26 protein-coding genes are annotated in these 25,700 nt (G+C 54.6%); 16 read left to right on the top strand and 10 right to left on the bottom strand.

Annotated features, from left to right (window positions below; genetic code table 11):
- The first annotated feature begins 41 nt into the window (after positions 1 to 41).
- The 3 genes from GGE09_RS16615 (at position 42) to grxD (ending at position 1,009) form a co-directional block, all read left to right on the top strand.
- Entirely contained in the window at positions 42 to 278 is a 237-nt protein-coding gene (locus GGE09_RS16615) for a BolA/IbaG family iron-sulfur metabolism protein (RefSeq protein ID WP_309747287.1), read from the top strand.
- 63 nt (positions 279 to 341) lie between these two features.
- Positions 342 to 566, top strand: a complete 225-nt coding sequence (locus GGE09_RS16610) for a hypothetical protein (RefSeq protein ID WP_309747286.1) — start codon at positions 342 to 344, stop codon at positions 564 to 566.
- An 80-nt stretch (positions 567 to 646) separates the two neighbouring features.
- On the top strand, positions 647 to 1,009 hold the full coding sequence (gene grxD, locus GGE09_RS16605; protein ID WP_309747285.1) for a Grx4 family monothiol glutaredoxin: 363 nt from the start codon (positions 647 to 649) through the stop codon (positions 1,007 to 1,009).
- A 34-nt stretch (positions 1,010 to 1,043) separates the two neighbouring features.
- Here the strand turns inward: grxD and zapA are convergent, their stop codons facing one another.
- Together zapA and GGE09_RS16595 are read right to left on the bottom strand one after the other, a co-directional pair.
- Positions 1,044 to 1,607, bottom strand: a complete 564-nt coding sequence (zapA, locus tag GGE09_RS16600; protein WP_309747284.1) for a cell division protein ZapA — start codon at positions 1,605 to 1,607, stop codon at positions 1,044 to 1,046.
- Position 1,608: 1 nt separating this feature from the next.
- Positions 1,609 to 2,106 (bottom strand): hypothetical protein, encoded by a 498-nt coding sequence (locus GGE09_RS16595; RefSeq protein ID WP_309747283.1) that lies wholly within the window; start codon positions 2,104 to 2,106, stop codon positions 1,609 to 1,611.
- Positions 2,107 to 2,314: 208 nt separating this feature from the next.
- Between GGE09_RS16595 and tkt the strand changes: the two genes are divergently transcribed.
- From tkt to GGE09_RS16550, 9 genes are all read left to right on the top strand, one after another.
- On the top strand, positions 2,315 to 4,333 hold the full coding sequence (gene tkt, locus GGE09_RS16590; protein ID WP_309747282.1) for a transketolase: 2,019 nt from the start codon (positions 2,315 to 2,317) through the stop codon (positions 4,331 to 4,333).
- Positions 4,334 to 4,476: 143 nt separating this feature from the next.
- Positions 4,477 to 5,478, top strand: coding sequence for a type I glyceraldehyde-3-phosphate dehydrogenase (gap, locus tag GGE09_RS16585; RefSeq protein WP_309747281.1), 1,002 nt, complete (start codon positions 4,477 to 4,479; stop codon positions 5,476 to 5,478).
- A 40-nt stretch (positions 5,479 to 5,518) separates the two neighbouring features.
- Positions 5,519 to 5,662, top strand: a complete 144-nt coding sequence (locus GGE09_RS16580) for a hypothetical protein (protein ID WP_309747280.1) — start codon at positions 5,519 to 5,521, stop codon at positions 5,660 to 5,662.
- A gap of 9 nt (positions 5,663 to 5,671) precedes the next feature.
- On the top strand, positions 5,672 to 6,871 hold the full coding sequence (locus GGE09_RS16575; RefSeq protein WP_309747279.1) for a phosphoglycerate kinase: 1,200 nt from the start codon (positions 5,672 to 5,674) through the stop codon (positions 6,869 to 6,871).
- Between the two features lie 41 nt (positions 6,872 to 6,912).
- Positions 6,913 to 7,803: a fructose bisphosphate aldolase gene (locus GGE09_RS16570; RefSeq protein WP_309747278.1), complete on the top strand. Its 891-nt coding sequence runs from the start codon at positions 6,913 to 6,915 to the stop codon at positions 7,801 to 7,803.
- 200 nt (positions 7,804 to 8,003) lie between these two features.
- Positions 8,004 to 8,267 (top strand): septum formation initiator family protein, encoded by a 264-nt coding sequence (locus GGE09_RS16565; protein ID WP_309747277.1) that lies wholly within the window; start codon positions 8,004 to 8,006, stop codon positions 8,265 to 8,267.
- 190 nt (positions 8,268 to 8,457) lie between these two features.
- Entirely contained in the window at positions 8,458 to 9,447 is a 990-nt protein-coding gene (gene pdhA, locus GGE09_RS16560) for a pyruvate dehydrogenase (acetyl-transferring) E1 component subunit alpha (protein WP_309747276.1), read from the top strand.
- Positions 9,448 to 9,458: 11 nt separating this feature from the next.
- Positions 9,459 to 10,838, top strand: a complete 1,380-nt coding sequence (locus GGE09_RS16555; RefSeq protein WP_309747275.1) for a pyruvate dehydrogenase complex E1 component subunit beta — start codon at positions 9,459 to 9,461, stop codon at positions 10,836 to 10,838.
- An 11-nt stretch (positions 10,839 to 10,849) separates the two neighbouring features.
- On the top strand, positions 10,850 to 12,172 hold the full coding sequence (locus tag GGE09_RS16550) for a pyruvate dehydrogenase complex dihydrolipoamide acetyltransferase (protein ID WP_309747274.1): 1,323 nt from the start codon (positions 10,850 to 10,852) through the stop codon (positions 12,170 to 12,172).
- A gap of 93 nt (positions 12,173 to 12,265) precedes the next feature.
- On the opposite strand, the gene GGE09_RS16545 is transcribed toward GGE09_RS16550, so the two are convergent.
- The 6 genes from GGE09_RS16545 to rpiA all read right to left on the bottom strand — a co-directional run bounded on the left by GGE09_RS16545 (position 12,266) and on the right by rpiA (position 18,514).
- On the bottom strand, positions 12,266 to 13,696 hold the full coding sequence (locus GGE09_RS16545; protein ID WP_323778538.1) for a Do family serine endopeptidase: 1,431 nt from the start codon (positions 13,694 to 13,696) through the stop codon (positions 12,266 to 12,268).
- Between the two features lie 348 nt (positions 13,697 to 14,044).
- The gene (locus tag GGE09_RS16540; RefSeq protein ID WP_309747272.1) at positions 14,045 to 14,233 is read right to left on the bottom strand and encodes a DUF2065 domain-containing protein; all 189 of its coding nucleotides are present in this window, start codon (positions 14,231 to 14,233) and stop codon (positions 14,045 to 14,047) included.
- The gene (locus GGE09_RS16535; RefSeq protein WP_309747271.1) at positions 14,233 to 15,102 is read right to left on the bottom strand and encodes a protease modulator HflC; all 870 of its coding nucleotides are present in this window, start codon (positions 15,100 to 15,102) and stop codon (positions 14,233 to 14,235) included. The genes GGE09_RS16540 and GGE09_RS16535 overlap by 1 nt, the downstream gene beginning before the upstream one ends.
- Complete coding sequence (hflK, locus tag GGE09_RS16530; protein WP_309747270.1) at positions 15,102 to 16,277, bottom strand: FtsH protease activity modulator HflK; 1,176 nt, start codon at positions 16,275 to 16,277, stop codon at positions 15,102 to 15,104. The genes GGE09_RS16535 and hflK overlap by 1 nt, the downstream gene beginning before the upstream one ends.
- Positions 16,278 to 16,365: 88 nt before the next feature.
- The gene (gor, locus tag GGE09_RS16525; RefSeq protein ID WP_309747269.1) at positions 16,366 to 17,715 is read right to left on the bottom strand and encodes a glutathione-disulfide reductase; all 1,350 of its coding nucleotides are present in this window, start codon (positions 17,713 to 17,715) and stop codon (positions 16,366 to 16,368) included.
- Between the two features lie 10 nt (positions 17,716 to 17,725).
- Positions 17,726 to 18,514 (bottom strand): ribose-5-phosphate isomerase RpiA, encoded by a 789-nt coding sequence (gene rpiA / locus GGE09_RS16520; RefSeq protein ID WP_309747268.1) that lies wholly within the window; start codon positions 18,512 to 18,514, stop codon positions 17,726 to 17,728.
- 225 nt (positions 18,515 to 18,739) lie between these two features.
- On the opposite strand from rpiA, the gene GGE09_RS16515 reads away from it, so the two are divergent.
- Positions 18,740 to 20,119 (top strand): L-serine ammonia-lyase, encoded by a 1,380-nt coding sequence (locus tag GGE09_RS16515; RefSeq protein WP_309747267.1) that lies wholly within the window; start codon positions 18,740 to 18,742, stop codon positions 20,117 to 20,119.
- Between the two features lie 54 nt (positions 20,120 to 20,173).
- Here the strand turns inward: GGE09_RS16515 and GGE09_RS16510 are convergent, their stop codons facing one another.
- Positions 20,174 to 20,809, bottom strand: coding sequence for a thiamine diphosphokinase (locus GGE09_RS16510; RefSeq protein WP_309747321.1), 636 nt, complete (start codon positions 20,807 to 20,809; stop codon positions 20,174 to 20,176).
- 177 nt (positions 20,810 to 20,986) lie between these two features.
- Between GGE09_RS16510 and GGE09_RS16505 the strand changes: the two genes are divergently transcribed.
- From GGE09_RS16505 to GGE09_RS16495, 3 genes are all read left to right on the top strand, one after another.
- The gene (locus GGE09_RS16505; protein WP_309747266.1) at positions 20,987 to 22,681 is read left to right on the top strand and encodes a hypothetical protein; all 1,695 of its coding nucleotides are present in this window, start codon (positions 20,987 to 20,989) and stop codon (positions 22,679 to 22,681) included.
- 232 nt (positions 22,682 to 22,913) lie between these two features.
- Entirely contained in the window at positions 22,914 to 23,501 is a 588-nt protein-coding gene (locus GGE09_RS16500) for a LysE family translocator (RefSeq protein ID WP_309747265.1), read from the top strand.
- 94 nt (positions 23,502 to 23,595) lie between these two features.
- Complete coding sequence (locus GGE09_RS16495; protein WP_309747264.1) at positions 23,596 to 24,474, top strand: hypothetical protein; 879 nt, start codon at positions 23,596 to 23,598, stop codon at positions 24,472 to 24,474.
- A 43-nt stretch (positions 24,475 to 24,517) separates the two neighbouring features.
- Here GGE09_RS16495 and prfB read toward each other — a convergent pair whose 3' ends face one another.
- Positions 24,518 to 25,642, bottom strand: a complete 1,125-nt coding sequence (gene prfB / locus GGE09_RS16490) for a peptide chain release factor 2 (RefSeq protein ID WP_309747263.1) — start codon at positions 25,640 to 25,642, stop codon at positions 24,518 to 24,520.
- Positions 25,643 to 25,700 lie beyond the last annotated feature (58 nt).

The raw sequence follows: 25,700 nt of genomic DNA, 5'->3' as shown, positions 1-25,700 counted from the left end.
CCCCACACTTTCTGCCAGAGACATTCCGTTAGGACCCAGCCATGCCCATGACCGCCCCTGAAATCGAAGCCCTGCTGCGTGAAACTTTCCCAACGGCTGAAATTGCCGTACAAGGGGATGACGGGGTTCATATGGCAGCCCATATTGTGGCCGAAGAATTCGTCGGCAAAAACCGCGTGGCCCAACAACGAATGGTCTATGCGGCGTTAAAGGGCAAAATGGACGGACCGTCTGGTGAATTGCACGCACTGGCGCTGACCACCAAAGCCAAAGAGTAACCGCGCGCCACAAAAAACCGTGTCGCGCGTTTCACAGCGGGCCTGCTCCGCGAAAGGCGCGATATGACCTTTAGTTTTGTGTTAATCCTGTTGATCGCCATCGTTCTGGTGTTTCTGACCCGATCAAAAATGCGCGGTGATGCGTTGTTGCGGGATCGTCGATTAGATGCCACAGACGCGCAGATACAGGCCAATACTTTTGAAACAGGCCACAGCCACACCTATTACATCACCAAAGACCCGGAACAATACGCGCGGATCTTCGTGCCGACACACGCGCGAAAGTGATCATCTTGTCCCATTGTCTTTTGCCCTTTCATTGATATATCAATTGGCGAAAGCGGCCGACCGCAGCAAGGAACCTTAAAATGACAGATTCAAACGCACAAATCCAAGAAACCGTGGACAACAACGATGTTGTTTTGTTCATGAAAGGCACCGCCACCATGCCACAATGCGGGTTTTCTTCCCGCGTGGCAGGGGTTTTGAACTATATGGGTGTGCAATTCGCCGATGTAAACGTGCTGGCAGATGATGGTATTCGTCAGGGAATCAAGGATTTCTCTGATTGGCCAACCATCCCGCAGCTTTACGTCAAAGGTGAATTTGTCGGCGGCTGTGACATCATTACGGAAATGACGCTGTCAGGCGAGTTGGACACATTGTTTGACGAAAATGGCGTGTCTTATGACAAAGACGCAGCGGCAAAAATTCGCGAAGCCAACGGGTAAGCCCACCGCTTCGCAACTTGACCAAAGGCCGGTATTAACCGGCCTTTTTTACGTTTTCTGCAGCGTTTTCAATCCGTTTGACCATGGATTGCATAACAGACACAGCCGCATCCCTTGCGGCTTCAGCTTCGACTGCCCGTGCCTCGGCAGCATCGCGGGCTCCTTCAAGTTCACCGACTTTGGCATTGGTGCTCTCGCGTTGGGTTTCCGCCTCGGTAGCTTTCTTCACGACCGCATGTGCCTTGGCCTGAAGTTCAGCCAGTTCAGCACGCAATTCGGCCAGCTCGGTCTGGGCCTCGCTCAATTGAGCTTCGGCCTTGCGGGCGCGTTTTTGGGCGGCTTCATCCTCAACCGGAGCAAGCTTGGCAGCGGCTGCGGGCGCATTTTTCAACTGATCTTCGAGGCTGGCGGTTTTATCGGCCAGCATAAGGCCAGACATCAACAACATACGGGTTTCAGGCATGCGGCCCAAAGCCTCGTTCAAAGCGCTGGCTTCATTGTCCAGCAACAGGGCTGCGGATTGCAGGAAATGTTCTTCGCCATCATGACAGGCCACTTCGAAATCACGCCCGCCGATGGATACTCTTACTTCAGCCATATTAATTGCCCTCCACGAGTGGCGTCATTCGGGCAAGAATGCCGTTGATTTCTTCTAGGTCCACATCGCGCTGTTCTTTGATCTGGGTGATTTCCGCTTCAAGCGACGCATTGATCAAATCCACATCGCCAACGTGCTCTTCATTCGCTTGACGCAGGCCTGTGTTCAATTTCTTGAGGTGTTTGTTGAACTGGCGCACTTTGGTCAGTTGTTTTTCGCCAGCCACGCGGGCCTTGTCGATAGTGTCGATCTGTTTGACCAGCGCCACCCGCTGTGCTTCGGCTTTTTCGGCGGCTGCGGCTTGCTCTGCCTTCACCCCTTCGAACCTGTCGTTTGACTCGTCCAGCGCGTCCTGGGCTGCTGAAAGTTCCGCTTCCAATTCGGCGATGCGGGCCGCCTGTTCTTGTGTTTTTGCAGTGTCACCGGATTGCGCTGCTGCGTCTTCAAAAATCGCCAGCGCCGCATCAAACCGCGCCTGAATTTTAGGAAATTGTGTCATTATTTCACCTTACGCTCGTACCTGACAGCCTATTTACTGCAAACGAATCATTTTTATAATCCCAATATGACCATTTTCTTACTGGAAAAACAATTCGCTGCGAAAGAAAGCTGAAGTAAACGGCGTTCAATCGCTTGACCCCCCTTACGGAGTTGCTATCACAGGGCGATCAATCCCTTACCGCATCCCCCCGAAGAAAGGGCATTTCGTGGACATTTCAGAGCTTAAAAACAACTATCCCGACCACTGGAAGAAAGCCGCAGCTTTGCGCATGCTGGCAGCCGACGCTGTACATGCTGCTGCATCCGGCCATCAGGGTATGCCCATCGGCATGGCTGACGTGGCGACTGTTCTTTTTGAAAAGCACCTGAAATTTGATGCGGCCAACCCCGACTGGCCGGATCGGGACCGTTTTATCCTATCTGCGGGTCACGGCTCTATGCTGCTTTACGGCCTGTTGCACCTGACCGGCTATGAAGACATGACCATCGAGGAAATTCGCAATTTCCGTCAGTGGGGCGCGAAAACGGCGGGCCACCCGGAATATGGCCACGCCAAAGGCATCGAAACCACCACAGGCCCGCTTGGTCAGGGTGTGGCCACTGCGGTCGGCATGGCGATGGCTGAACAATCCATGGCGGCGCGCTATAATAAATCCGTTGTAGACCATTACACCTATGTAATGGCAGGCGACGGTTGCCTGATGGAAGGCGTCAGCCACGAGGCCATCGGCCTTGCGGGGAAACAAAAGCTCGGCAAGTTGATCCTGATGTGGGACGACAACAACATTTCCATCGACGGTAAAATCGACATCTCAGACGTGACCGATCAGGTAAAACGTTTCAAAGCGGCCGGGTGGTCTGTATTTGAATGTGACGGCCACATCCCCGAAGAAATCGACGCCGCGCTGACAGCAGCCAAGAAAACCAACACTCCGTCGATGATTGCCTGCAAAACCACCATCGCATTGGGTGTGGACGGGGTTGAGGACACCAACAAAGGCCACGGTTACGCGATTAAAGATGCACAACTGGCCCAGATGCGTGAGTTCTACGACTGGCCCTACCCCGCTTTTGAAATCCCAACGGATGTAAAATCCGGCTGGGAAGCAATCGGGTCCAAAGGGGCCGCAGAATTTGCGGCTTGGACCAAACGCCTAGGGGAAATGTCTGAAAACCGTCAGGCCGAATTTGATCGGGTGATTTCAGGCGCACCACACAAGCGCCTGTCTGCCGTGATCAAGCAGTTGAAACGCAAAGTTGCTGAAGAACAACCTAGCAAAGCCACCCGTGCGTCCAGCCAAATGGCTTTGGAAGTGATCAATCCGATCATGAAAGAAACCATCGGCGGGTCTGCCGATCTGACCGGATCAAACAACACACTGACAGCCGAACTTGGCTGGTTTGACGCGGACAACCGCAAAGGCCGCCACGTGGCTTATGGCATCCGCGAACATGGAATGGCAGCGGCCATGAATGGTATGGCACTGCACGGCGGCGTGCGCCCTTATGGCGGTACATTTATGTGTTTCACCGATTATGCGCGCCCTGCTATGCGCCTGGCTGCCTTGATGGGCATCCCGACAGTGTTTGTGATGACCCATGACAGCATCGGTCTTGGCGAAGACGGTCCGACCCACCAACCTGTGGAACATCTGGCGATTTCGCGGGCCACCCCAAACACTTGGGTGTTCCGCCCCGCGGACACCATCGAAACCGCCGAAGCATGGGAACTGGCCATGACCACGCAGACCACGCCGTCTGTGATGTCTTTGACCCGTCAGAATGTGCGCACTGTACGCACCAGTCACACCAATAAGAACATGACCGCCCAAGGCGCTTACGTTCTGGCCGAAGCCGAGGGTAAACGGCAGGCGATCCTGCTGGCAACCGGTTCCGAAGTGGAAATCGCCATGGATGCGCGTGAAAAGCTGCAAGCCATTGGCATCGGCACTCGCGTGGTTTCCATGCCCTGCTGGGAGCTGTTTGAAGCCCAAGACGAATCCTACCGTCGCAAGGTTCTGCCTGCTGGCCCCGTACGCGTCGGGATTGAGGCTGCAACCCGCTTTGGCTGGGACAAATGGCTGACTGGTGAGCGCGGAAAATCCAACAAAGCCGACTTTGTTGGCATGGATAGTTTTGGCGCCTCTGCCCCTGCCGAAGAGCTGTATACCAACTTTGGCATCACCGCAGACGCGGTTGCCGAGAAGGTTAAGAACCTGCTTTAACGTTAACATAGACCTTTAACGTTAACATAGACCGTTTCCTTGCCGCCCGAAGGTTCCCTTTCGGGCGGCAAGTGTTTACGCGGACATGAACTGTGGTGTGATTTTCGCATACCATTCCCCCTTTCGGTGTTTAGGAGAGTATCATGGCTGTTAAAGTTGCCATTAATGGATTTGGCCGCATCGGCCGTTGCACATTGGCCCATATTATCGAAAGCGGACGGGACGACATCGAAGTGGTTGCCGTCAATGCCACAGGCCCGCTGGAAACCACCGCCCACCTGCTGAAGTACGACAGTGTACACGGCCGCTTCCCCGGTGACATCAGCATCGGTGATCGCACCATGAACGTGGGCAAAGGCGACATGCGCATGTTTGCTACTTATGATCCGATGGAACTGAACTGGGACGGCGTGGACGTTGTTCTGGAATGCACCGGTAAGTTTAACAACAAGGGCGCCTCCGAAGTACACCTGCGTCAGGGTGCCAAACGGGTTCTGAACTCTGCTCCTGCAAAGATGGCTGATAAAACAATCGTTTACGGTGTGAACCACGGCGACCTGACGGCCAAAGACTTGATCGTGTCAAACGCGTCCTGCACCACCAACTGTCTGGCGCCGATTGCCAAAGTCCTGAACGACGCCATTGGCATCGACAAGGGTTTCATGACCACAATCCACAGCTATACAGGCGACCAGCCAACACTGGACCGTCGCCACAACGATCTGTACCGCGCCCGCGCTGCCGCAATGTCGCTGATCCCCACAACCACAGGGGCGGCCCGCGCTGTTGGTCTGGTTCTGCCCGAACTTGAAGGCAAACTTGACGGCTCTGCCATTCGGGTGCCAACGCCGAATGTCTCTGCTATTGACCTGAAATTCATCCCAGTGCGGAATACTTCCGTTGAAGAAGTCAACGCCGCCATGAAAGACGCCGCTGACGGCTACCTGAAGGGGATTCTGGAATACACCGACGAACCAACTGTTTCTATCGACTATAACCACAACACCCATTCATCCAACTTTGCATCCCTGCAAACCACTGTAATGGGCGGAAACCTTGTGCGCGTGCTGGCTTGGTACGATAATGAATGGGGTTTCTCTTGCCGTATGGCCGACACGGCTGTAGCAATGGGCAAACTTATTTGACGGGCCGCGCTGCCCGTTTTGACAACGGGCGGCCGCGACCATGAATAATACTGTAGCGTTAGTTTTGGGCCTGTGCCTTGTGGTTCTGGTTGTCTTGGACATCCAGTTCAATGATGCCGAATATATCATTCTTTGGGGCAGGCAACTGCTGCGGCTGGTCGACTGGATAGCCTTTTGGCGATAGGATATTTTTATGAGCTGGAAAACTCTCGACGCATTTGATCTTGCGGGCAAACGGGTTCTGACCCGTGTGGACATCAATGTTCCCATGTCAGATGGCAAAGTCACCGATGCCACGCGGATTGAACGGATTGTCCCGACTGTAAAAGAGATCACAGCCAAAGGCGGACGGGTTGTCCTGCTGGCGCATTTTGGCCGTCCAAAGGGTGAAAATGTCCCCGAACTGTCTTTGGCGCAACTGGTTCCTGCCCTGTCGGAACACTTTGGCCAGCCTGTGCAATTCACCCATGATGATACATACGCCGTGGTTCTGGAACAGACCAAAGCGTTGAAAGACGGGGACATCCTGCTGGTGGAAAACACCCGTTTTTACCCCGGCGAAACCGCCAATGACCCTGAATTCGCAGAAAAAATGGCCGCTTTCGGCGATATTTACTGCAACGATGCCTTTTCTGCTGCCCACCGCGCCCACGCATCAACCGAAGGCGTGGCCCGCCACCTGCCGTCCTGTGCGGGTCGCCTGATGCAAGCTGAGCTAGAGGCGTTAGAAAATGCCCTGTCCAAACCCCAACACCCTGTTGTGGCCCTTGTTGGGGGCGCGAAAGTTTCGACCAAGCTGGACCTGCTGGGCAATCTGATTCCGAAAGTGGATCAAATTATCATCGGCGGCGGCATGGCCAATACCTTTCTGGCCGCCCAAGGGATTAACGTAGGTAAATCCCTGTGTGAACATGATCTGCTGGACACTGCGCGTAAAATCATCGCCAAAGCCAAGGCAGGCAACTGCGAACTGGTTTTGCCCGTTGACGTGGTCACATCGCTTGAATTCAAAGCAGGCGCGACTGCAACAACCTGTGCAGCAGACGCCTGCCCTGCAGATCAGATGATCCTTGATGCGGGACCGCAATCTGTGGCGCGGATCAAAGCCGTGCTTGATGCTGCCAAAACGCTGGTCTGGAACGGCCCTTTGGGGGCGTTTGAAATCCCGCCCTTTAATGCGGCCACTGATGCGGCGGCCCTGCATGCCGCGGCCCTGTCCAAAGCGGGGCGCTTGCTGTCTGTTGCGGGGGGCGGTGACACGGTTGCAGCCCTGAATTCCAGTGGCGCAGCGGATGATTTCAGTTATATTTCCACCGCTGGTGGGGCTTTCCTTGAATGGCTAGAGGGTAAAACCCTGCCAGGTGTTGCTGCGCTTGTCGCGGCCAAATCCTGACACCATTCCAAACATTCATTCCAAAACGAACGGACCCAGACATGTCAAACTCCGCAATGACCACAAAAATGCAATCCGGCGCAGGCTTTATCGCCGCCCTTGACCAAAGCGGCGGATCGACCCCCAAAGCGCTGGGATTGTACGGTGTGACAGCGGATGCTTACAGCAACGATGCCGAAATGTTTGACCTGATCCACGCCATGCGCGCCCGTATCGCACAGGCCCCTGCCTTTACTGGCGATAAAGTGATCGGCGCGATCCTGTTTGAAATGACCATGGACCGCGAAATTGACGGCAAACCCACAGCAACCTATCTGTGGGAAGAACGGGGCGTTGTGCCGTTTCTAAAGATCGACAAGGGTCTTGAAGAAGAAGCCGACGGCGTGAAACTGATGAAACCCATCGACGGGCTGGATGCCACTCTGGCACGCGCTGTGGACGCGGGTGTTTTTGGCACAAAAATGCGCTCGGTTATCGACGCGGCTTCCCCTACGGGGATTGACGCCATTGTATCCCAACAATTCGAAGTGGCTGCCCGTATCTATGGTCACGGTCTGATGCCGATCATTGAACCCGAGGTGACAATTTCCATCGCCGATAAAGCCGCCGCCGAAGACATCCTGCTGGCCGAGATCACCCGTCAGTTGGATTTTTTGCCCGCAGGTCAACAGGTTATGCTGAAACTGACCCTGCCCGAAACCGCCAACCTGTATAAATCTCTGGTGGATCATCCCTCTGTCATGCGGGTTGTGGCCTTGTCGGGTGGTTATGCGCGGGACGAAGCAAACACCCGTCTGGCCCAAAACAGCGGCATGATCGCCAGCTTCTCTCGTGCGCTTAGCGAAGGCCTGTCAGCAGATCAATCCGACGCGGATTTCAACAGCACAATCGCTGCCACAATCGACAGCATCTGCGCCGCATCTAACGCGTAATATCAATAATGCGGGGGCGGATATCCGCGCAAACGCCCCCGCCCCCGATTTTCGATAAAAAAGTGACAAAGCGATTCGTTTTGGGATTCACATCCTGATTCGCTTGCCCTATAGTCAGGTTAACCCGTCACAAGAATGGGCAATGAGGTAGGTCAATTTTGTTACAGCAAGGTAAAACAGGGGCGGCAATCGGTTCCGTGATGCTTTTCATCACGGCATTCGGGCTATCTGCCTATTTCGTCTTTGCTGCTGTGCAAGGTGATTACGGCCACTTTCGCCGGGTACAGATCGAAGCGGATGAGGACGCTTTGAAACTGCAACTGGCGCAACTCCATGCGGAACGAGAAATCCTGCAAAACAAGACCCGACGTCTTTCAGATAATTACCTGGATCTGGACCTTCTGGACGAACGGGCGCGCAAAGTTCTCGGCATGGCAAGAGGGGATGAAATTATCATCCAATAACACCCGACGTTTCCCCAAGGTGCAAAATAAATTGACCGCTGTTCCCAAGACAGCGGTCTTTTTTATGCCCGCACCCTAAGACAACAAGCGGTGTTTTGCGGGCCAGCAGGATAGGAAAAATAAAACGTGTATTCTGCCGCATCTTGGATTATAATATAGTTTAACATTAAACCATTCCGGAGTCCCCCAGATGGCTGCAGCCAAGAAATCATCCAAATCCAATGTTTCAGCAGAAGAGCTGCTGGGCCATTACCGTGAAATGCTGATGATCCGAAGGTTTGAAGAAAAAGCCGGCCAATTATACGGCATGGGTTTGATTGGCGGGTTCTGCCATTTGTACATCGGACAAGAAGCCATTGTTGTCGGCCTTGAAGCTGCGACCAAAGACGGTGACCAACGGGTCACATCCTACCGCGATCACGGCCATATGTTGGCCTGTGGCATGGACCCCAAGGGGGTCATGGCCGAACTGACCGGACGCGAGGGCGGCTATTCCAAAGGCAAGGGCGGCTCGATGCATATGTTTTCTATCGAGAAACGCTTTTATGGCGGACACGGCATTGTAGGCGCGCAGGTTCCAATCGGCGCAGGGCTGGCGTTTGCCAATAAATACAATGGTACAGACGATGTTTCCTTTGCCTATTTCGGCGATGGGGCAGCCAACCAAGGCCAGATCTATGAAACCTTCAACATGGCCAGCCTGTGGAAACTGCCTTGTATTTTTGTGATCGAAAACAACCAATACGCTATGGGCACCTCCCTGCAACGGGGATCTTCGACACCCGAACTATACACCCGAGGAGAAGCCTTTGGCATCCCGGGGGAAGCCGTTGACGGCATGGATGTTCTGGCGGTGAAAGAGGCTGGCGAACGGGCACTCGCCCATTGTCGCGCAGGTGACGGCCCGTATATTCTTGAAATGAAAACCTACCGCTACCGTGGCCATTCCATGTCAGACCCCGCCAAATACCGCACCCGCGAAGAAGTGCAAAAGGTGAAGGCAGAAAAAGACCCGATTGATCACGTGCGCGATTTGCTGGTCACCGGCAAACATGCCACCGAGGATGATTTGAAAGCCATCGACAAAGAGGTCAAAAAGATCGTGTCAGAGGCGGCTGATTTCGCATCCGAAAGCCCTGAACCGGCGCTCGAAGAACTTTACACAGACATCTACGCTTAAGGAACATAAACATGGCAATTCAAATACTTATGCCCGCCCTTTCGCCGACGATGGAAGAAGGCACATTGGCCAAATGGTTGGTTAAAGAAGGCGACACAGTTGCCTCTGGCGACATTATGGCGGAAATCGAAACCGACAAGGCCACGATGGAATTCGAAGCTGTGGATGAAGGCGTCATCGGCAAAATCCTGATTGCCGAGGGCACAGAGGGCGTGAAAGTAAACACCCCCATCGCTGTGCTGCTGGAAGAAGGCGAAGACGCCTCTGCCGCGGATGAGGCCCCTGCCCCGAAAGCGGAAGACTCCGCTGAAAAGGACACTACAAAAGAAGACGCCCCCGCCAAAGCCCCTGCACAGGCAGCCCCTGCTACGCCGGAAATCCCGATGGAAAACGTGCCAGAGGGCACAACCTTCAAAAAACAAACCGTGCGTGAAGCGATCCGTGATGCCATGGCCGAAGAAATGCGCGCCCACGACGAAGTCTTCTTGATGGGCGAAGAAGTGGCCGAATATCAGGGTGCTTACAAGGTCAGCCAGGGCATGCTCGAAGAATTCGGACCGCGCCGTGTGATTGACACCCCCATCACCGAACACGGCTTTGCGGGCATCGCAGTTGGCGCGGCCTTTGGCGGGCTGCGGCCCATTGTGGAATTCATGACCTTTAACTTTGCCATGCAGGCGATTGACCAGATCATCAACTCTGCGGCCAAAACACGCTATATGTCGGGGGGCCAGATGGGCGCACCGATTGTATTTCGCGGGCCAAACGGCGCTGCGGCCCATGTGGGCGCGCAACACAGCCACGACTACGCTGCGTGGTATGCCCAGATTCCAGGGTTGAAAGTTGTGATGCCCTATACTGCCGCCGATTACAAAGGCCTGATGAAATCTGCAATCCGCGATCCGAACCCTGTGATCATGCTGGAAAATGAAATCATGTACGGGCAATCCTTTGAGGTACCTGAACTTGATGATTTCACGGTCCCGATCGGTAAGGCGAAAATCGCCCGTGCGGGGGATGACGTGACCATCGTTTCCTTTGGCATCGGGATGAAATACGCGCTTGAAGCGGCAGATAAACTGGCTGAAGACGGCATCAGCGCCGAGGTGATTGACCTGCGCAGCCTGCGCCCGATGGACACGGAAACGGTCATCAACTCGGTTAAGAAAACCAACCGCTGCGTGACCGTCGAAGAAGGCTTTCCCGTCTGTTCCATCGGCAACCACATCAGCGCGGTTCTGATGCAACAGGCGTTCGATTATCTGGACGCGCCTGTCATCAACTGCACCGGCAAGGATGTTCCCATGCCCTATGCCGCCAATCTGGAAAAACTGGCCCTGATCACCACACCAGAAGTGATCGAAGCCGTTAAATCCGTAACCTACCGCTAGGAGACAGACCCATGGCTATAGAAATTCTGATGCCCGCCCTGTCCCCCACAATGGAGGAAGGCACGCTGGCCAAATGGCTGGTCAAAGAAGGCGACACCGTGGAAAGCGGCGATCTGCTGGCTGAAATCGAAACCGACAAAGCCACAATGGAATTTGAAGCGGTTGACGAAGGCGTCATCGGCAAAATCCTTGTGGCAGAAGGCACCGAAGGCGTGAAGGTAAACGCGCCGATTGCTGTGCTGCTGGAAGAGGGCGAAGACGCTGATGCGGTGCCTGCCAGTAAGGAACCCAAAGCCGAAACGCCAAAGGCCGAGGAAAAACCGGAGGCAAAAGAAGCCGCACCGAAACCTGCACAGAAACCAGCGGCAGCACCTGAAACGGCTGCCAAACCCGCGCCTGCGGCCCCTAAAAAGGACGGCGAACGAATTTTTGCGTCACCTCTGGCACGGCGGATTGCGGATCAAAAGGGGCTTGATCTAGGTCAGATCAAAGGCTCTGGCCCCCGTGGTCGCATTGTGAAATCCGATGTAGAAAACGCCAAAGCGGATGCAGCGCCCGCCCAGTCTGCGGATGCCGCCAAGGCTGCGCCTGCGCTGGCGACCTCTGCGGATAGCGAAACCGTCAAGAAGATGTATGCCGAGCGCGAGTATGAGGAAATCACACTCAACGGCATGCGTAAAACCATCGCTGCCCGCCTGACCGAGGCCAAACAGACCATCCCGCATTTCTACCTGCGGCGCTCTATCCAGTTGGATGCATTGCTGAAAATGCGCGGTGAAATCAACGCAGGTCTGGCAGACAGTGGCGTGAAACTGTCGGTGAACGACTTTATCATCAAAGCCAGCGCCAAAGCCCTGCAAGACGTGCCCGGCTGTAACGCGGTTTGGGCTGGGGATCGCATCTTGCAAATGAAGGCAAGCGATGTGGCCGTGGCTGTGGCCATTGAAGGCGGGCTGTTCACACCGGTTATTCAGGACGCGGAAAACAAAACGCTCAGCCTGATATCTACCCAGATGAAAGACCTCGCCAGCCGCGCCAAAGATCGCAAACTCGCCCCCCATGAATATCAGGGCGGCAGCTTTGCCATTTCCAATCTGGGCATGTTCGGGATCGAAAACTTCGACGCCGTGATCAACCCGCCCCACGGCTCGATCCTAGCGGTGGGTGCTGGTCAAAAGAAACCTGTTGTGGGTGATGACGGTACGCTGAGCATCGCTACAGTGATGTCGGTAACCCTGTCTGTGGATCACCGCGTGATTGATGGCGCTTTGGGCGCTGAATTCCTGAACGCCTTTGCGGGCTACATGGAAAAACCCATGTCCATGCTAGTCTAATCCTGCCACAATGGCTTCTTTTGAGCCTAAATACCTAACAAAAAAGGGCGCTGAAATCTTCAGCGCCCTTTTTCTATCCGTATAAATCGACGTTTATTCGTCAAGCGCCAGCGCGACAAAGCGCGGTGCCCCATCACGGCGCACCAACAGCAAGACTGATTTGCGTCCTGCGTCTTTGGCGGCCTTCAGCGCCTCTGTCACATCTGTTGGTGCCGTGACAGGTTTCTGGCCCACCTCGGAAATCAGATCGCCCGAGCGCATGCCTTTTTTGAACGCATCAGAAGCTTCATCCACCGTCAGGACCGCTACACCTTTAACGTTGTCTTCCAGTCCCAACTGACCCCGTACCTCATCCGTAAGGCCAGTAAGCCGCATACCCATCGCCTCGTGATCGGCGGTTGCGTCGGGTTGGCCTACCACAGGCACCACCGGATCGCGTTCCGCATCTTCACGGCGGCCCAGAACCACTTTCAACGTCTGTGTTTTCCCCTCACGGAAGATAACAACACGCACGGCCTTGCCTACCTCGGCATTGCCAACCGCACGCACCAAGCCGCGGGTGTCTGATACTTCACGTCCGTCAAAATTCAGGATCACATCGCCCGCCAGAATACCCGCTTCCATGGCAGGGCCATCAGGCACATTGCTGACCAGCGCGCCTTTGACAGACTCCAGTCCAACCGCATTTGCGATATCTTTATCCACGTCCTGAATTTGCACGCCCAACCAGCCGCGACGGGTTTCGCCGTATTCTTTCAACTGTTCAACAACGCGGGACACCACATTGGACGACATAGAAAAACCGAGGCCGATTGACCCGCCAGTGGGCGAAATAATCGCCGTGTTCACGCCAATCACAGTGCCATCCATGTTAAACAACGGCCCGCCAGAGTTGCCTTTGTTGATCGCCGCATCTGTCTGGATGTAATCGTCATAAGTGCCGCGCAATGAACGGTTGCGGGCGGAAATAATCCCCGACGAAACCGAAAACCCCTGCCCCAGCGGATTGCCGATGGCCAGCACCCAATCGCCGACACGGGAAACATCACTGTCGCCGAATCCAACGAAAGGCAGGGGCGCATCAGCCTCAACCTTTAGCAAGGCAATGTCGGTTTTTGCGTCTGTGCCAATCAGTTTGGCGTCCAACAAAGGCCCGCCATCGAATAATTCAATCTGGATTTCATCCGCACCATCAATCACGTGATTGTTGGTGACGATGAACCCGTCTGCCGAAATGATAAACCCTGACCCCAGCGCAGAGGCGCGGCGTTGACGGTCTTCGCCGTTGCCTTGGGGGCCGAACAAATCCGGAAACAATTCTTCCAGCGGCGAGCCTTGTGGCGCGCGCGGCAAGGCTGGCAAGTCGCGCCCTGCAACCATTGTGCTGGTGGTGATGTTCACCACAGAGGGGCTTAGGCGCTCGGCCAAATCCGCGAAACTGTCAGGCGCACCGCGTGCAGAGGCGCTGAGGGCCTGCATCACTACGAAGGTCAGCGTAAACAAAGCGCCGGCCGCATAGGCCATAGCTTTGTCCGTGCTGCGTTCACGGGGGGCTGCGATTGCTTTCATCTTTTTTTTCTCCTCAAAACTGCCAGACTGTCGGGACTGCTGCTCGATTTGGCGTTTCCCTGTCCTCTATGTCGTGTCGTTTGCGCAACATTGCAACGAATTCGACTGCAACAAAAGGTGAATTTTCCGTGAGCCCTTGGTGAAGCCCCCATTCACCACCCGATGATCCAATTCCCGCTCATTCGTCAAAACCCAATCATCTGACGTTTCAGGGGTTAAAATACTATTACCTGTGCGATCTGTGTGAAAAGCCCAATCAACGCTTCAAAGGGCCAGTGGACTGTTTTGCCCTAAATTCCTCTGTCAGAATGATTTGGCGATCCAGACCAGCACCACGCCAAAGGCCAGAATACCCAGCCCGATGCCGCGTTTTTGCTGTTCAGACAGGCTGCCAAGTGTTTTCACCAGCTCTTCAAAACGCAAAGGGGCCAGTGCAAGCACCAGCCCCTCGATAGCGGCCATCAGGCCGAGTGCCAAAAGCAACTCGTGCATTATTTGCCCGCGTCGTTTTTGAGATAGTCAAAGAACTCGCTGTTGGGCGACATCACCATAGTCGAATTGCGGCCTTTGAGGGATTTCTCATAGGCGGCCAAGGACCGGTAGAAGGTAAAGAATTCAGCGTCGCGGCCAAAAGCCCCCGCAAAGATTGCGTTGCGGGCTGCGTCTGCCTCACCACGGATAATGTCAGAATTCTTTTGTGCTTCGGACACGGTTTCAACCACAGTACGATCAGCTTGGGCACGAACCCGTTGTGCAGCCTCGTTACCACGGGCGATTTCATCCGCGGCTTCCCGTTCCCGTTCAGCGCGCATCCGTTCGAATGTGGCTTCAAGGTTTTGTGTCGGCAGGTCGGCCCGTTTGATGCGCACATCAACGATTTCCACACCCAGCGAATTGGCCTCGTCGCGGGACTGGTCACGAATCCGGTTCATCAGCGAAACACGATCAGCAGACAGAACCGCCCCGGACGTCACACTACCCAGCACTTCACGCAGTTCAGCGTTCAGGATGCGTTCAAGACGGGGGCGCGCACCGTCAACACCGCCAACACCCACCGCACGGCGAAAGGTTTTGGCATCTGCAATGCGCCAGCGGGCAAAGGCATCAACCACAAGACGGCGATCGTCCAATGGGGTTACTTCCAGCGGCTGCGTATCCATCGCAAGAATACGGTCATCATATTTGATGATTTCATGGAACAGCGGGATTTTGAAATAAAGCCCGGGATCCGTGATTTCAGCGGTGACTTCACCGAACCACAATCGCAGGACTTTTTGACGTTCGTCCACCACATAAACAGAGCTGGCGAGCACAATCAGGATGACAGCAAGGATTGGACCAAGGAATTGTAAACGCTTCATTACTTTGTCTCCCCGCGTGTTTTGTTCAGATCATTCAACGGCAGATACGGCACTACGCCCTGCCCCCCGCCGACGCCTTCGTCGATGATGACTTTATCCACATCGCCAAGCACGCGCTCCATGGTTTCCAGATACAGCCGTTTGCGCGTCACTTCGGGCGCTTTGGCGTATTCGTTATAAACCGCGATAAACCGCGAGGCTTCACCCTCGGCTTGGTTGATCTGCTGGGCGCGGTAGCCTTCGGCTTGCTCTAGCAACTGTGCGGCTTGACCACGGGCTTCGGCCAGCTTTTCATTGGCGTATTTGTCAGCCTGTTTTTCCAGTGTGTCGCGGGTCTGTTCGGCAGCCTGTACCTGACGGAAGGCGTCGATGACCTCCTCCGGTGGGTCGGCTTTGTCAAAGTTGATCCGCACGATGTTCATGCCACTTTCATAGCTGTCGAGCGTGGCCTGGATCAGCTCTTGCAGTTCTTGCGCAATCGCACCCCGGTCCCGGTTCAGGATCGGTGCAAGGTTTGAACGGGCGATAATTTCACGCATGGCGGATTCAGATACCGCACGAATGGTGTTTTCCGGTTCGCCCAGATTGAACAGGTATTTACGCAGATCGCTGATGTTCCAAACGACTTGAAAATCAATATCGACGATGTTTTCATCGCCTGTCAGCATCAACCCGTTGTCAGAACGTGCGCCCCGACCCACACCAATGTCTTCGGTGTTTTCACGGGTTACAGCGCGAATTTCTTTGGTCACAATCGGCCAAGGGGCAAAGTTCAGACCCTCTTCGCCGGTTTCCACGTATTTCCCAAACAACAGTTCAACGGATTGTTCGGATGTGTCTACACGGTAAAAACTGGCGAAGGCCCACAGGGCTACACCTGCCAGCAAAGCGATACCGATAGTGCCTCGGCCAATGCCGCCCCCCGGAAAGCCACCGCCTGTGCCACGGTTGCTGCCACCGCCGCCGCCGTTGCTGCTTTTGCCGCCCATCAGAACGCGCAGTTGTTCCTGTCCTTTGCGGACGATTTCATCAATTTCTGGCATCTGTGGCTGGTTGCCACCCGAGGGTTTGCGCCCCTTGTCGCCCCGTTGATCATTTCCACGGTCTTTGTCGTCTCCACCGCCACGGCTTCCGCCGCCACCGCCCCAGGGACCCCCCGAATTATTTCCTGCCATGTTCCCTAGCGTCCTTTCGTCAGGTGTTCAGCTACCAGCCCTCTAGATGGCTGTTTTTATCAAAATATCAACCACACCACGCGTTAACTTATCGCGTGGGGGTCGACATTGTGACCAGTTCCTCCGCCGCAGTAGGATGTACTGCCACTGTTCGGTCGAAATCTTCTTTGGTTGCGCCCATTTTAACGGCGATTCCGGCCAATTGTATCATTTCTCCGGCCCCGTGACCCACAATATGACAGCCAAGCACCTTACGGCTGGCTTTGGAAACGATCAATTTCATCAACATCCGCTCAGAACGGCCTGCTAGAATATGCATCATCGGACGAAATGCCGCGCTGTAAACTTCGATCGGCTCGATTGCACGGGCGTCTTCTTCGCTTAGGCCTACAGTGCCGATTTCAGGCTGGGTAAATACAGCGGTCGGGATCAATTCGTGATCCGGGCTTGTGGGATTGTCTTTGAATACGGTTTCTACAAAGGCCATGCCTTCACGGATCGCAACCGGTGTCAGTGCCACACGGTCGGTCACATCGCCCACCGCATAGATCGAAGGCACGGAGGTGGCGGAATATTGATCCACAATCACCTCGCCTTTTTTGCCGAGAGCAACACCGACGTCTTCCAGACCCATCTTGGCCGAATTGGGCGCACGCCCCGTGGCATAGAGGACTTCATCCACCGTAAAGGCAGCGCCGTTATCCGGTGTCACAAGAATGCCATCGGCGGTCTTTTCCATTTTGGCCACATCCGTGCCAACCAAAAGGTTCACACCTTTGCCGCGCATTTCTTCGGCGACGAAATCCTGAACTTCATTGTCAAAGCCGCGCAGGATTTGTGTGCCCCGATAAAGCTGCGTTACCTCGGTGCCCATCCCGTTCAGGATACAGGCGAATTCGCAGGCAATATACCCGCCGCCCACCACAACAACCCGTTTGGGCTGGGTCGGAAGGTGGAAAATCTCGTTTGAGGAAATCGCCAGTTCGCGGCCTTCGACCTCGGGAATGAACGGAGTGCCACCTGTGGCCACCAGAATCGTCTTGGCAGTGATCACCTGATCGCTGGCCAAAGTCACCTCTTGCGGGCCAGTCACAATAGCGCGTGCATCATACAAAGTGACGCCCGCCGCTTTCAGGTTCTTATTATAGATGCCTTCGAGCCGATCAATTTCCGCGTCCTTGGCCGCCATAAAAGTAGCCCAATCGAACGAGGACTCCCCAACTGTCCAGCCAAAGCCTTTGGCGTCTTCAAAGGCTTCGGCGAATTGTGACGCATAAACCATCAACTTCTTGGGAACACAGCCCCGAATGACACACGTCCCGCCGTAGCGATATTCCTCGGCCAAAGCCACACGCGCGCCGGTTTGCGACGCAACCCGTGCCGCACGCACCCCGCCCGAGCCGCCGCCAATGACGAACAGGTCGTAATCATAAGACATAGTAACTTCCTTAATCTTCGATATCGGCGAACAGATTCTCGTTCAGCAGAATATCAATCTGTTCCTGCTCGACCGTACCATTGTTGATATCCCGAACTTCGACCCGTCCGTCCCCGTGTCCAATCACGATGGCGTCAGCGATATCCAGAAACAGGCCGTTTTCAACGACACCGGGCACTTGGTTCAGGATCAAAGACAGTTCTCGGGGGTTTTGAATCCGTTTCAGATGCAGGTCCAGTATATAGTGTCCCTCATCCGTCAGCATCGGGGCGTCATTTTGCAAGCGCAGGGATACCGCGCTGCCCAGAACATTCACGTTGGATAAACATTCCTCGATCAGTTCCTTGGTGGTCTGCCAGCCAAATTTCACCACCTCAACCGGCAAAGGAAAGGCGCCCAGCGTTTCAACGGCTTTGCTGGCATCGGAAATCACAATCATCTGGTCGCTGGCCGTGGCCACGATTTTTTCTTGCAACAACGCCCCGCCACCGCCTTTGATCAGATTCAGATTGGCGTCAAATTCATCCGCACCATCAATGGTCAGATCCAGCCATTTCACCTGATCCAGCGTGAAGACATCAATCCCCACATCCCGCGCCAGTTGCGCTGTGCGGTTCGATGTGGGCACCGCTTTGATCTTCAGACCTTCGTCGCGGACCAGTTCGCCCAGCATCTTGACCATCCACGCAGCAGTAGAGCCCGTTCCCAGCCCGACGCGCATACCGTCGTCCACGTAATCCACCGCACGTTTTGCAGCCACAAACTTTGCTTTGTCGATGGGGGAAAATTCACTGCTCATGACACGCCCTTTGGTTGTTGTGTTCCCAGCAGGTATAAGTCTTTATGTCGTCTGCTGCGAGTGTGAATTGCCCCATTTTTCCAGTTTTTCGCACCCTTTTTTTGGCTTTAACGGGGGCTGTGGCACTTTGACGGGTCAAAACGTCGGATATGGTACAGCAGGCCCGCCCTGCAGGGGCCACAGACGGGCTAACATCGGATGAAACACCAATCGGGAAGTGGCGTAATGTTCCTTAGCATCTTCGAAATCTTCAAAGTCGGCGTCGGGCCGTCGTCTTCGCATACTATGGGGCCGATGACAGCAGCGGCGATGTTTCTGGACAAGCTGAAAGCAGAGGGAATTTCCGCAGCCGGTTTGGGCGCCTCCCTGCATGGATCACTGGCGTTTACCGGCAAGGGCCATCGCACCGATCAGGCCGTTGTGCTGGGTCTGGACGGATTTACCCCCGATGATTTTGACCCAGATGCCGCTAAAATGGCCGAGAACCGGATCGCTGATAATAAATCGGTCAAACCCGCAGGCCACCCCCCATACGCCTTTGATCCTGATACCGATCTGGTCTTTGATTATGAAACCATCCTGACCGGCCACGCCAATGGAATGAAATTCTGGGCCAAAGATGCCCACGGCGCGATTCTGACAGAGCAGATCTACTACTCTATAGGGGGTGGCTTTGTCGCCACAGCCGAAGCCATGGAACAGGTCGAGGCCGAACAGGGCGCTGTACCAGATGAAGTGCCCTTCCCGTTCCGCAATGCAGATCACATGCTAGAGCTATCTTTGCGCAGTGGAAAATCCGTAGCCCAAATGAAATGGGACAATGAACTGGTCCGCTCTGGCGCCGAAAACCTGCGCGGCCGCATCATGCGCATCTGGGAGGTGATGGAACGCTGCATCGACAAGGGCCTTGATACGGGCGGTATCCTTCCGGGTGGGCTGAACGTCAAACGCCGCGCTATGGGAATCCACAGCCAGTTGCAGGCGGAACAGGGCAAGAATCTGACCCCGCCCCATGTGATCAACGACTGGATCGCCGCCTACGCCATGGCCGTGAACGAAGAAAACGCCGCGGGGGGCCAAGTGGTCACGGCCCCCACCAACGGCGCGGCAGGTGTGGTGCCTGCAACCATCCGCTACTATTTGGATCATGTGCCCACCGCCAAACGGGATGATGTGGTAGATTTCCTGCTGACCGCCGCCGCCATCGGCGGCATCATTAAAAACAACGCTTCTATTTCCGGCGCCGAAGTGGGCTGTCAGGGCGAAGTTGGATCTGCCTCTGCCATGGCCGCCGCAGGTCTGTGTGCGGTTTTGGGTGGCACCCCCCAACAGGTCGAAAACGCCGCAGAAATCGCACTGGAACACCACCTCGGCATGACCTGCGACCCTATCAGAGGTTTAGTCCAAGCCCCCTGCATTGAACGCAACGGCCTTGGAGCCATCAAAGCCGTCAGCGCCGCTTCCCTATCCCTACGCGGCGATGGTCAACATTTAGTATCGCTGGACAACTGCGTGGAAACAATGCGCCAGACTGGCTTTGATATGTCGGATAAATATAAAGAGACTTCACTTGGCGGGCTCGCTGTGAACCTGCCCGCCTGCTGACCCGAATGCACCGCTTCTTTAGAACAGAAATATCCCCGCGCGGAGCGCCTGCCCCTATGCCAAGCCTGCCCGCAACGCCTGAACCACCCGTTTAAGGTGTTTGCGCGGCAGCATGACCAAAAGGTCGCCCTGCATAATCTCCAACACAAGCTCTCCACCTATGGCTGCGTTAGAGCTTCCAATTTGACCGTTAGGTTGAAAATCCAATCCCTCTACAGGCCAAACCAGCCCTTTGCTTTTGGCCTGCACCCCTGTGATCGGGTGCAACGATACGCGGGTTTCCGCCGCCAATTGCATCGCAAATTTGGGGGGCGCACGGAACACCACATCTTTTTTTCCAATCAACACAATCGCCCGCCCCGGATGCTTGCACAGCCCATTCAAAGCCGCCAATTGATGATCCAACCGCTTGCCCAGAAACCCGACCCCCACCACCAAAGGCGCTGTCACAATCGCCAGACATTTTTCAAAGTCGGTAGAGTTCTGATCACTGACCGGAAGCAAGGGAATTTCAGATTCTAAAGCAGGATCAACGCGGTAACTGTCCATATCCCCAATAATGCCCGCAGGCGTCACCCCCCATTTGCGCGCATGATTCGCGCCGCCATCCGCACAAACCAGCAAAGGGGCCATGCTAAGGGATTCTCTGAGGTCAGATTTTCGTGCAGAACCGCCGCCTAAAAGCGTCACCGATGAGGCACTGTGAACAATACGCCTAAAGTCTTCCAAATTGGTTCCTATTCCGGTTCAATCGAATAATAATCACGACGATTCACGAAACTTTTAGAGTTTTTTCCTAGGGTGAACCATGACTTGGTAGTAAATTAACCATAGTAACGTGACAGTAACGAGTAGTAGGGTTTTATCATGGAATCGCATCCAAAAGTAATGACAGTGTCCTACGGGACCTTCTCCTGTACGCTGGAGGGGTTCGATGACCCGTTCACGACCATGCAACTGGTCGCTGAATACTTCCGTAAGCTGGCCAAAGGCGATCGCTATTTCGGCGGTGAACCCTTGCGCCCCGATCATAATGCCCTGCACCAAATCGCCAAAGACGCAAACCCCTACCGTGTCGACGCTGAAGTCACCGACACGGGTATTACCCTGCGCAAAGCCAATGTGCTTGATGCTGAAAAACCCAGCGATGCGGTTACCCCACAATCCCAACCGGCAGATCCGCTGCAAACTGCGGCTGCGCACGTAGAGGCGCCACAGGCTGACGCCCCGCAAGTCGAAGCACCCGTCGCAAAAGCACCGACACCTTTGTTCGCCTCGACCCGCGCCATTTCTGCGCAGCGTCAGGCACAGGCTGCAACGGCCCCAGCAAAACCTGCCCCCGCCGAAAAAGAAGAGTCTCCATTTGTAGAGGCTGCGGTATTCTCATCCCGTCGGGGCGCTTTGGCCGCCGCGAAATCCGAACCAAGCCTGCCCGCCTCTGCCCTGTTAAGCGCCGAGGAGGAGGATGACGACGAAAACACATTCGCCTTTGATGATACTGGTTTGAACGTCTTTGAAGAAGACACCCCAGCCGAAGCAACACCCCAAGCTGTAGAGCTGCCATCCGAACTGGATCAGGAAGCCGCTGAACGTTTGGCCGCCGAAGAAGAAGCCGCATTGGTTGCCGAAGAAGAAGCCGCATTGGTTGCCGAAGAAGAAGCCGCGATCCGTTATAGACTGGATGCCGAAGACGCAGCCAAAGCCGTTTCGCAAATCCTTGCCGTGGAAAACGCGGATGAAATCGCCAAGGACGAAATCAAACGGGAAGAAGCCGCATTGGAACGGTTGCTGGAAACCACAAATTCCAAACTGGAAACCACGGCCCATTCACGCAAATCAAATGCGCTGGAACGGTTAAAAGCCGCTGTTGCCGCAACCGAGGCGGAACGCCGCCTGCGCGCTGCCCCTGCTGGCAAAGCAGCAACACGCACCGAACGCCCCAAAGTACAAGACTTGAAAGTTGACGCTGGCGAATTCAAATCCCGCATGAGCAAAGTGCGCCGCGAGCATGAAGAGTCCATCCAAATGACCCGTCCGGTGGCGAAATCCAACAGCCCACGTGCGCGCAGCTCCATTGCAACCTTGATCTTGGGCAAAGATCAGCGGATCGCCCCGACTGACGCTGCGGAGGCAGCCGATAGCGTAAAAAAGCCAGAGGCTGACGGTCCCAGCCTGGCCGATGCATCTCAATCCGGCGCGCAACGCCCGGAATTGAAAATTGTACGTCCCGACCAGAAAACATCCGCTGCTGTGCCTGCTGAAAACCCGCTGGATGGTGGATTTGAATCCTTCGCTCAGAAAATCGGCGCAAACACTCTGCATGAACTGCTCGAAGCTTCGGCTGCTTATCTAAGCATTGTTGAAAACGAACCACGATTCAGCCAAGAGCGCATCATCGAAACCATTGGCGATTACATGGCCGAAAACAACATCTCTGAAGATGCTGCCAACCGGTCGCTGAACCGCCTGATGCGCGATGGTCGTATTTTGCGGGTCAAACAAGACAGCTACACAATCTCCAAATCCGCCCGTCACGGATTTCAAGATCGCATGGCAGGCTAAGGAATCTTAACTCGTTAAATATCAACCGCGCGGCCATATTTTAGTGGCGGCGCGGGGTTGCATAGTGTTGAATTCCCTCAAAATGGGGGGGCATCGGCATGAACGGTTTTAATCACAGCATCTTTGGCATGGGTTTGCATTTTTCAGAGCTGCGTAAAACCTGCCCGGCTCCTAATCCTGTCCCCTGTGCCAATCAGCGCAATAGCCACCCCCTGCTTGCTGCTTTGCCAAGATGATAACCTTCACCCTCGCCGTATTTTTCCTGTTGATCACCCCCGGACCAGGCGTTCTTTCCACTGCTGGATTGGGCGCCGCTTACGGTTTTCGCGCGGGGCTTCCCTATATTTTCGGGCTATTTGTGGGATCAAATCTGGTGTCCCTGGCCGTAGTTTCCGGGCTGGCCGCCATTGCATTTCAGATTCCCGGCCTGCGCACGATCCTGTTCATTTTATCCACTTGCTACCTGCTGTTTCTGGCCGCACGCATCGCCCTTGCTGGCACAAAAATTGCCTTTATCCGCGCCGAAAAGCAGCCGGGCTTCTGGGCTGCGATCACTTTGCAGGCAATCAACCCCAAGGCCTATGTTGTTGGAACCACACTGTTTTCCGGATTCATTCTTTGGCCGGAGGCGTTTTTGTTCGAAGTTATCACAAAATTTCTGATAATTAACATCATCTGGGTGCCTGTCCATTTCACATGGCTGTGGGCGGGGGCATCGCTGAAACGGCTTAACCTTGCCCCCCGCACCCAGCGGGCTATCAATATCGCAATGGCCATTGCTATGGTTGCAGTAGTGGGTTTGGCAGCTTTATCCACCTAGCGCCGTCCCTTTCAAAAAGAGTGATTTTTGGCAATTTTCAAATTAGCATTCTCGCTTATTCCTGCCTCACAATTTTTAGAAAGCGAGACCTAACATGCCTTGGAAATTATACGATAGTTTTACCGATGGAATTGACGGCCAAGCAGTCTTTTCGGACGCCGCGTTGAAATCTGCGGATAAGAAAAAACAGCTCGAAGACATTGTTGGCACATTGAAGGATTTGAACCGTGCCATAACCGCAGCGGGCGGCGCGGTGGTGTTTCCCCGTGCCAAAGGCGGGCAAAATATTGCAAAGGCCTTTGTCGCTGACGCCCAAAAATTCATTGCTGGGTCGCAAATGAAACAGCTACAGGGCGCGTTGAAAATCGCCAGCACCCGCATCGACCGTGCTCTTGCGGATGCAGCCAAGGGCCAGCGCAAGATTGAAAAGAAGCTGATCCCCATGTTGAAAACCATCAGCGCGGAATGCACCAATTATGGCAAGTCGATTGACCGCAAGGTTCTGATCCCCCGCGTTGGAAAACTGGCCCATGCAATGATTGAAGCGGATAAAGTAGCCTCGATGAAACAAATCGGTCCTGTCAGCAAGGCGGCTAAAAGCTGTGCTGCAAAAGGGCACACTGAAATCAACAGTTCCGCACGCTTGATGCGCAATTGGGACGATACCCAGCCCGATCAGAATGTGGAAATTGCCAAGAACGTTGGAAATTTACTGCGCGATGCCTGTCGGGATATGTCGCAAAACATGGTTAATATGAAAAAGATGCTGGGTTACGGGTTCGACATTCCAGGTTTTGGCGACCGCGAGGCGCAGACCGTTCCGAAACTGGCCAAATTTCTGACGCCTTACGCCAATTCGCAATCGGGCGCTGCCTTTACGGACGGAAAATCACGGGCAGAATTGCTGCAACTGATCCGGACTATGAAAGTCCAAGCGGACCTGTTTGACAAAGTCGTCGCAGCCCTACCTTAGCACTGACCTCTAGGGCGCAGCCCCGCGCCCTAGCCCGTCTTACTTATTCGCCCTGAGCGTCCGCACGGGACATGCCTGCCACATTTTGGGCCAGAACAGCCTCCATAAACGGGGTCAGGTCCCCGTCGAGCACACCTTTGGTGTCCGAGGTCTCAAAATTAGTGCGCAGGTCTTTAACCATTTGATAAGGTTGCAAAACATAGGATCGAATTTGGTTCCCCCAGCCCGCGTCGCCCTTGTTTTCGTGGGCTTCGTTGATACTGGCAGAACGGCGGTCCAACTCCATCTGATACAGACGTGATTTCAGCGCCTTCATGGCAATGTCACGGTTCTGGTGTTGGGATTTTTCGGAACTGGTCACCACAATCCCTGTGGGATGGTGGGTGATCCGCACCGCCGAATCCGTGGTGTTCACGTGCTGCCCGCCTGCCCCGGAGGAACGGTAGGTATCAATACGAATGTCCGACGGGTTCACGTCAATTTCGATATTATCATCCACCACCGGATAGACCCAAACCGAAGTAAAAGACGTATGCCGCTTGGCCGCAGAATCAAACGGCGAAATCCGCACCAGACGATGCACGCCGCTTTCAGATTTCAGCCAGCCATAGGCATTATGGCCTGAAATCTTATAGGCCACCGATTTGATCCCCGCCTCATCGCCCGACTGTTCGGATTGCATTTCAACGGTGTAGCCCTGTTTTTCGGCCCAACGCACATACATCCGCGCCAGCATAGACGCCCAGTCACAGCTTTCAGTCCCCCCCGCACCTGCGTTAATTTCCAGAAACGTGTCATTGGCGTCGGCTTCACCGTCCAGCAAAGCCTCTAGTTCTTTTTGCGCAGCGACTTTGGCAAGTTTGCGAATGGCCTCTTCGGCTTCGGCCACCACATCGGTGTCATCTTCCATCTCGCCCAGTTCGATCAGGTCAAGACTATCCGCAAGCTCTTGTTTTAAGGACGTATAAACCCCCATGGAATCCACCAAAGCCTGGCGTTCCCGCATCAGCTTTTGTGCTTTATCAGGATCATTCCACAGGTCAGGATCCTCGGACATGGCATTGAATTCTTCTAGCCGGTGTTCAGCTGTATCCCAATCCATACGCTGTTTCAGCAGGTCCAGCGAATTGCCGATATTGGCCGCGATGGTTTCGATTTCTGCGCGCATGGGGTCCGTGTCCTTGATCTATCAGACCGCTAGATACAACTGCACAAGCGGATGGTAA

Origin of the sequence: Roseobacter sp. N2S (genome assembly GCF_031454055.1) — a bacterium.
GTDB lineage: Bacteria > Pseudomonadota > Alphaproteobacteria > Rhodobacterales > Rhodobacteraceae > Amylibacter.
The sequence above is the reverse complement of the archived record's forward strand: the minus strand, read 5'-3'. Positions and strand labels throughout refer to the sequence as shown.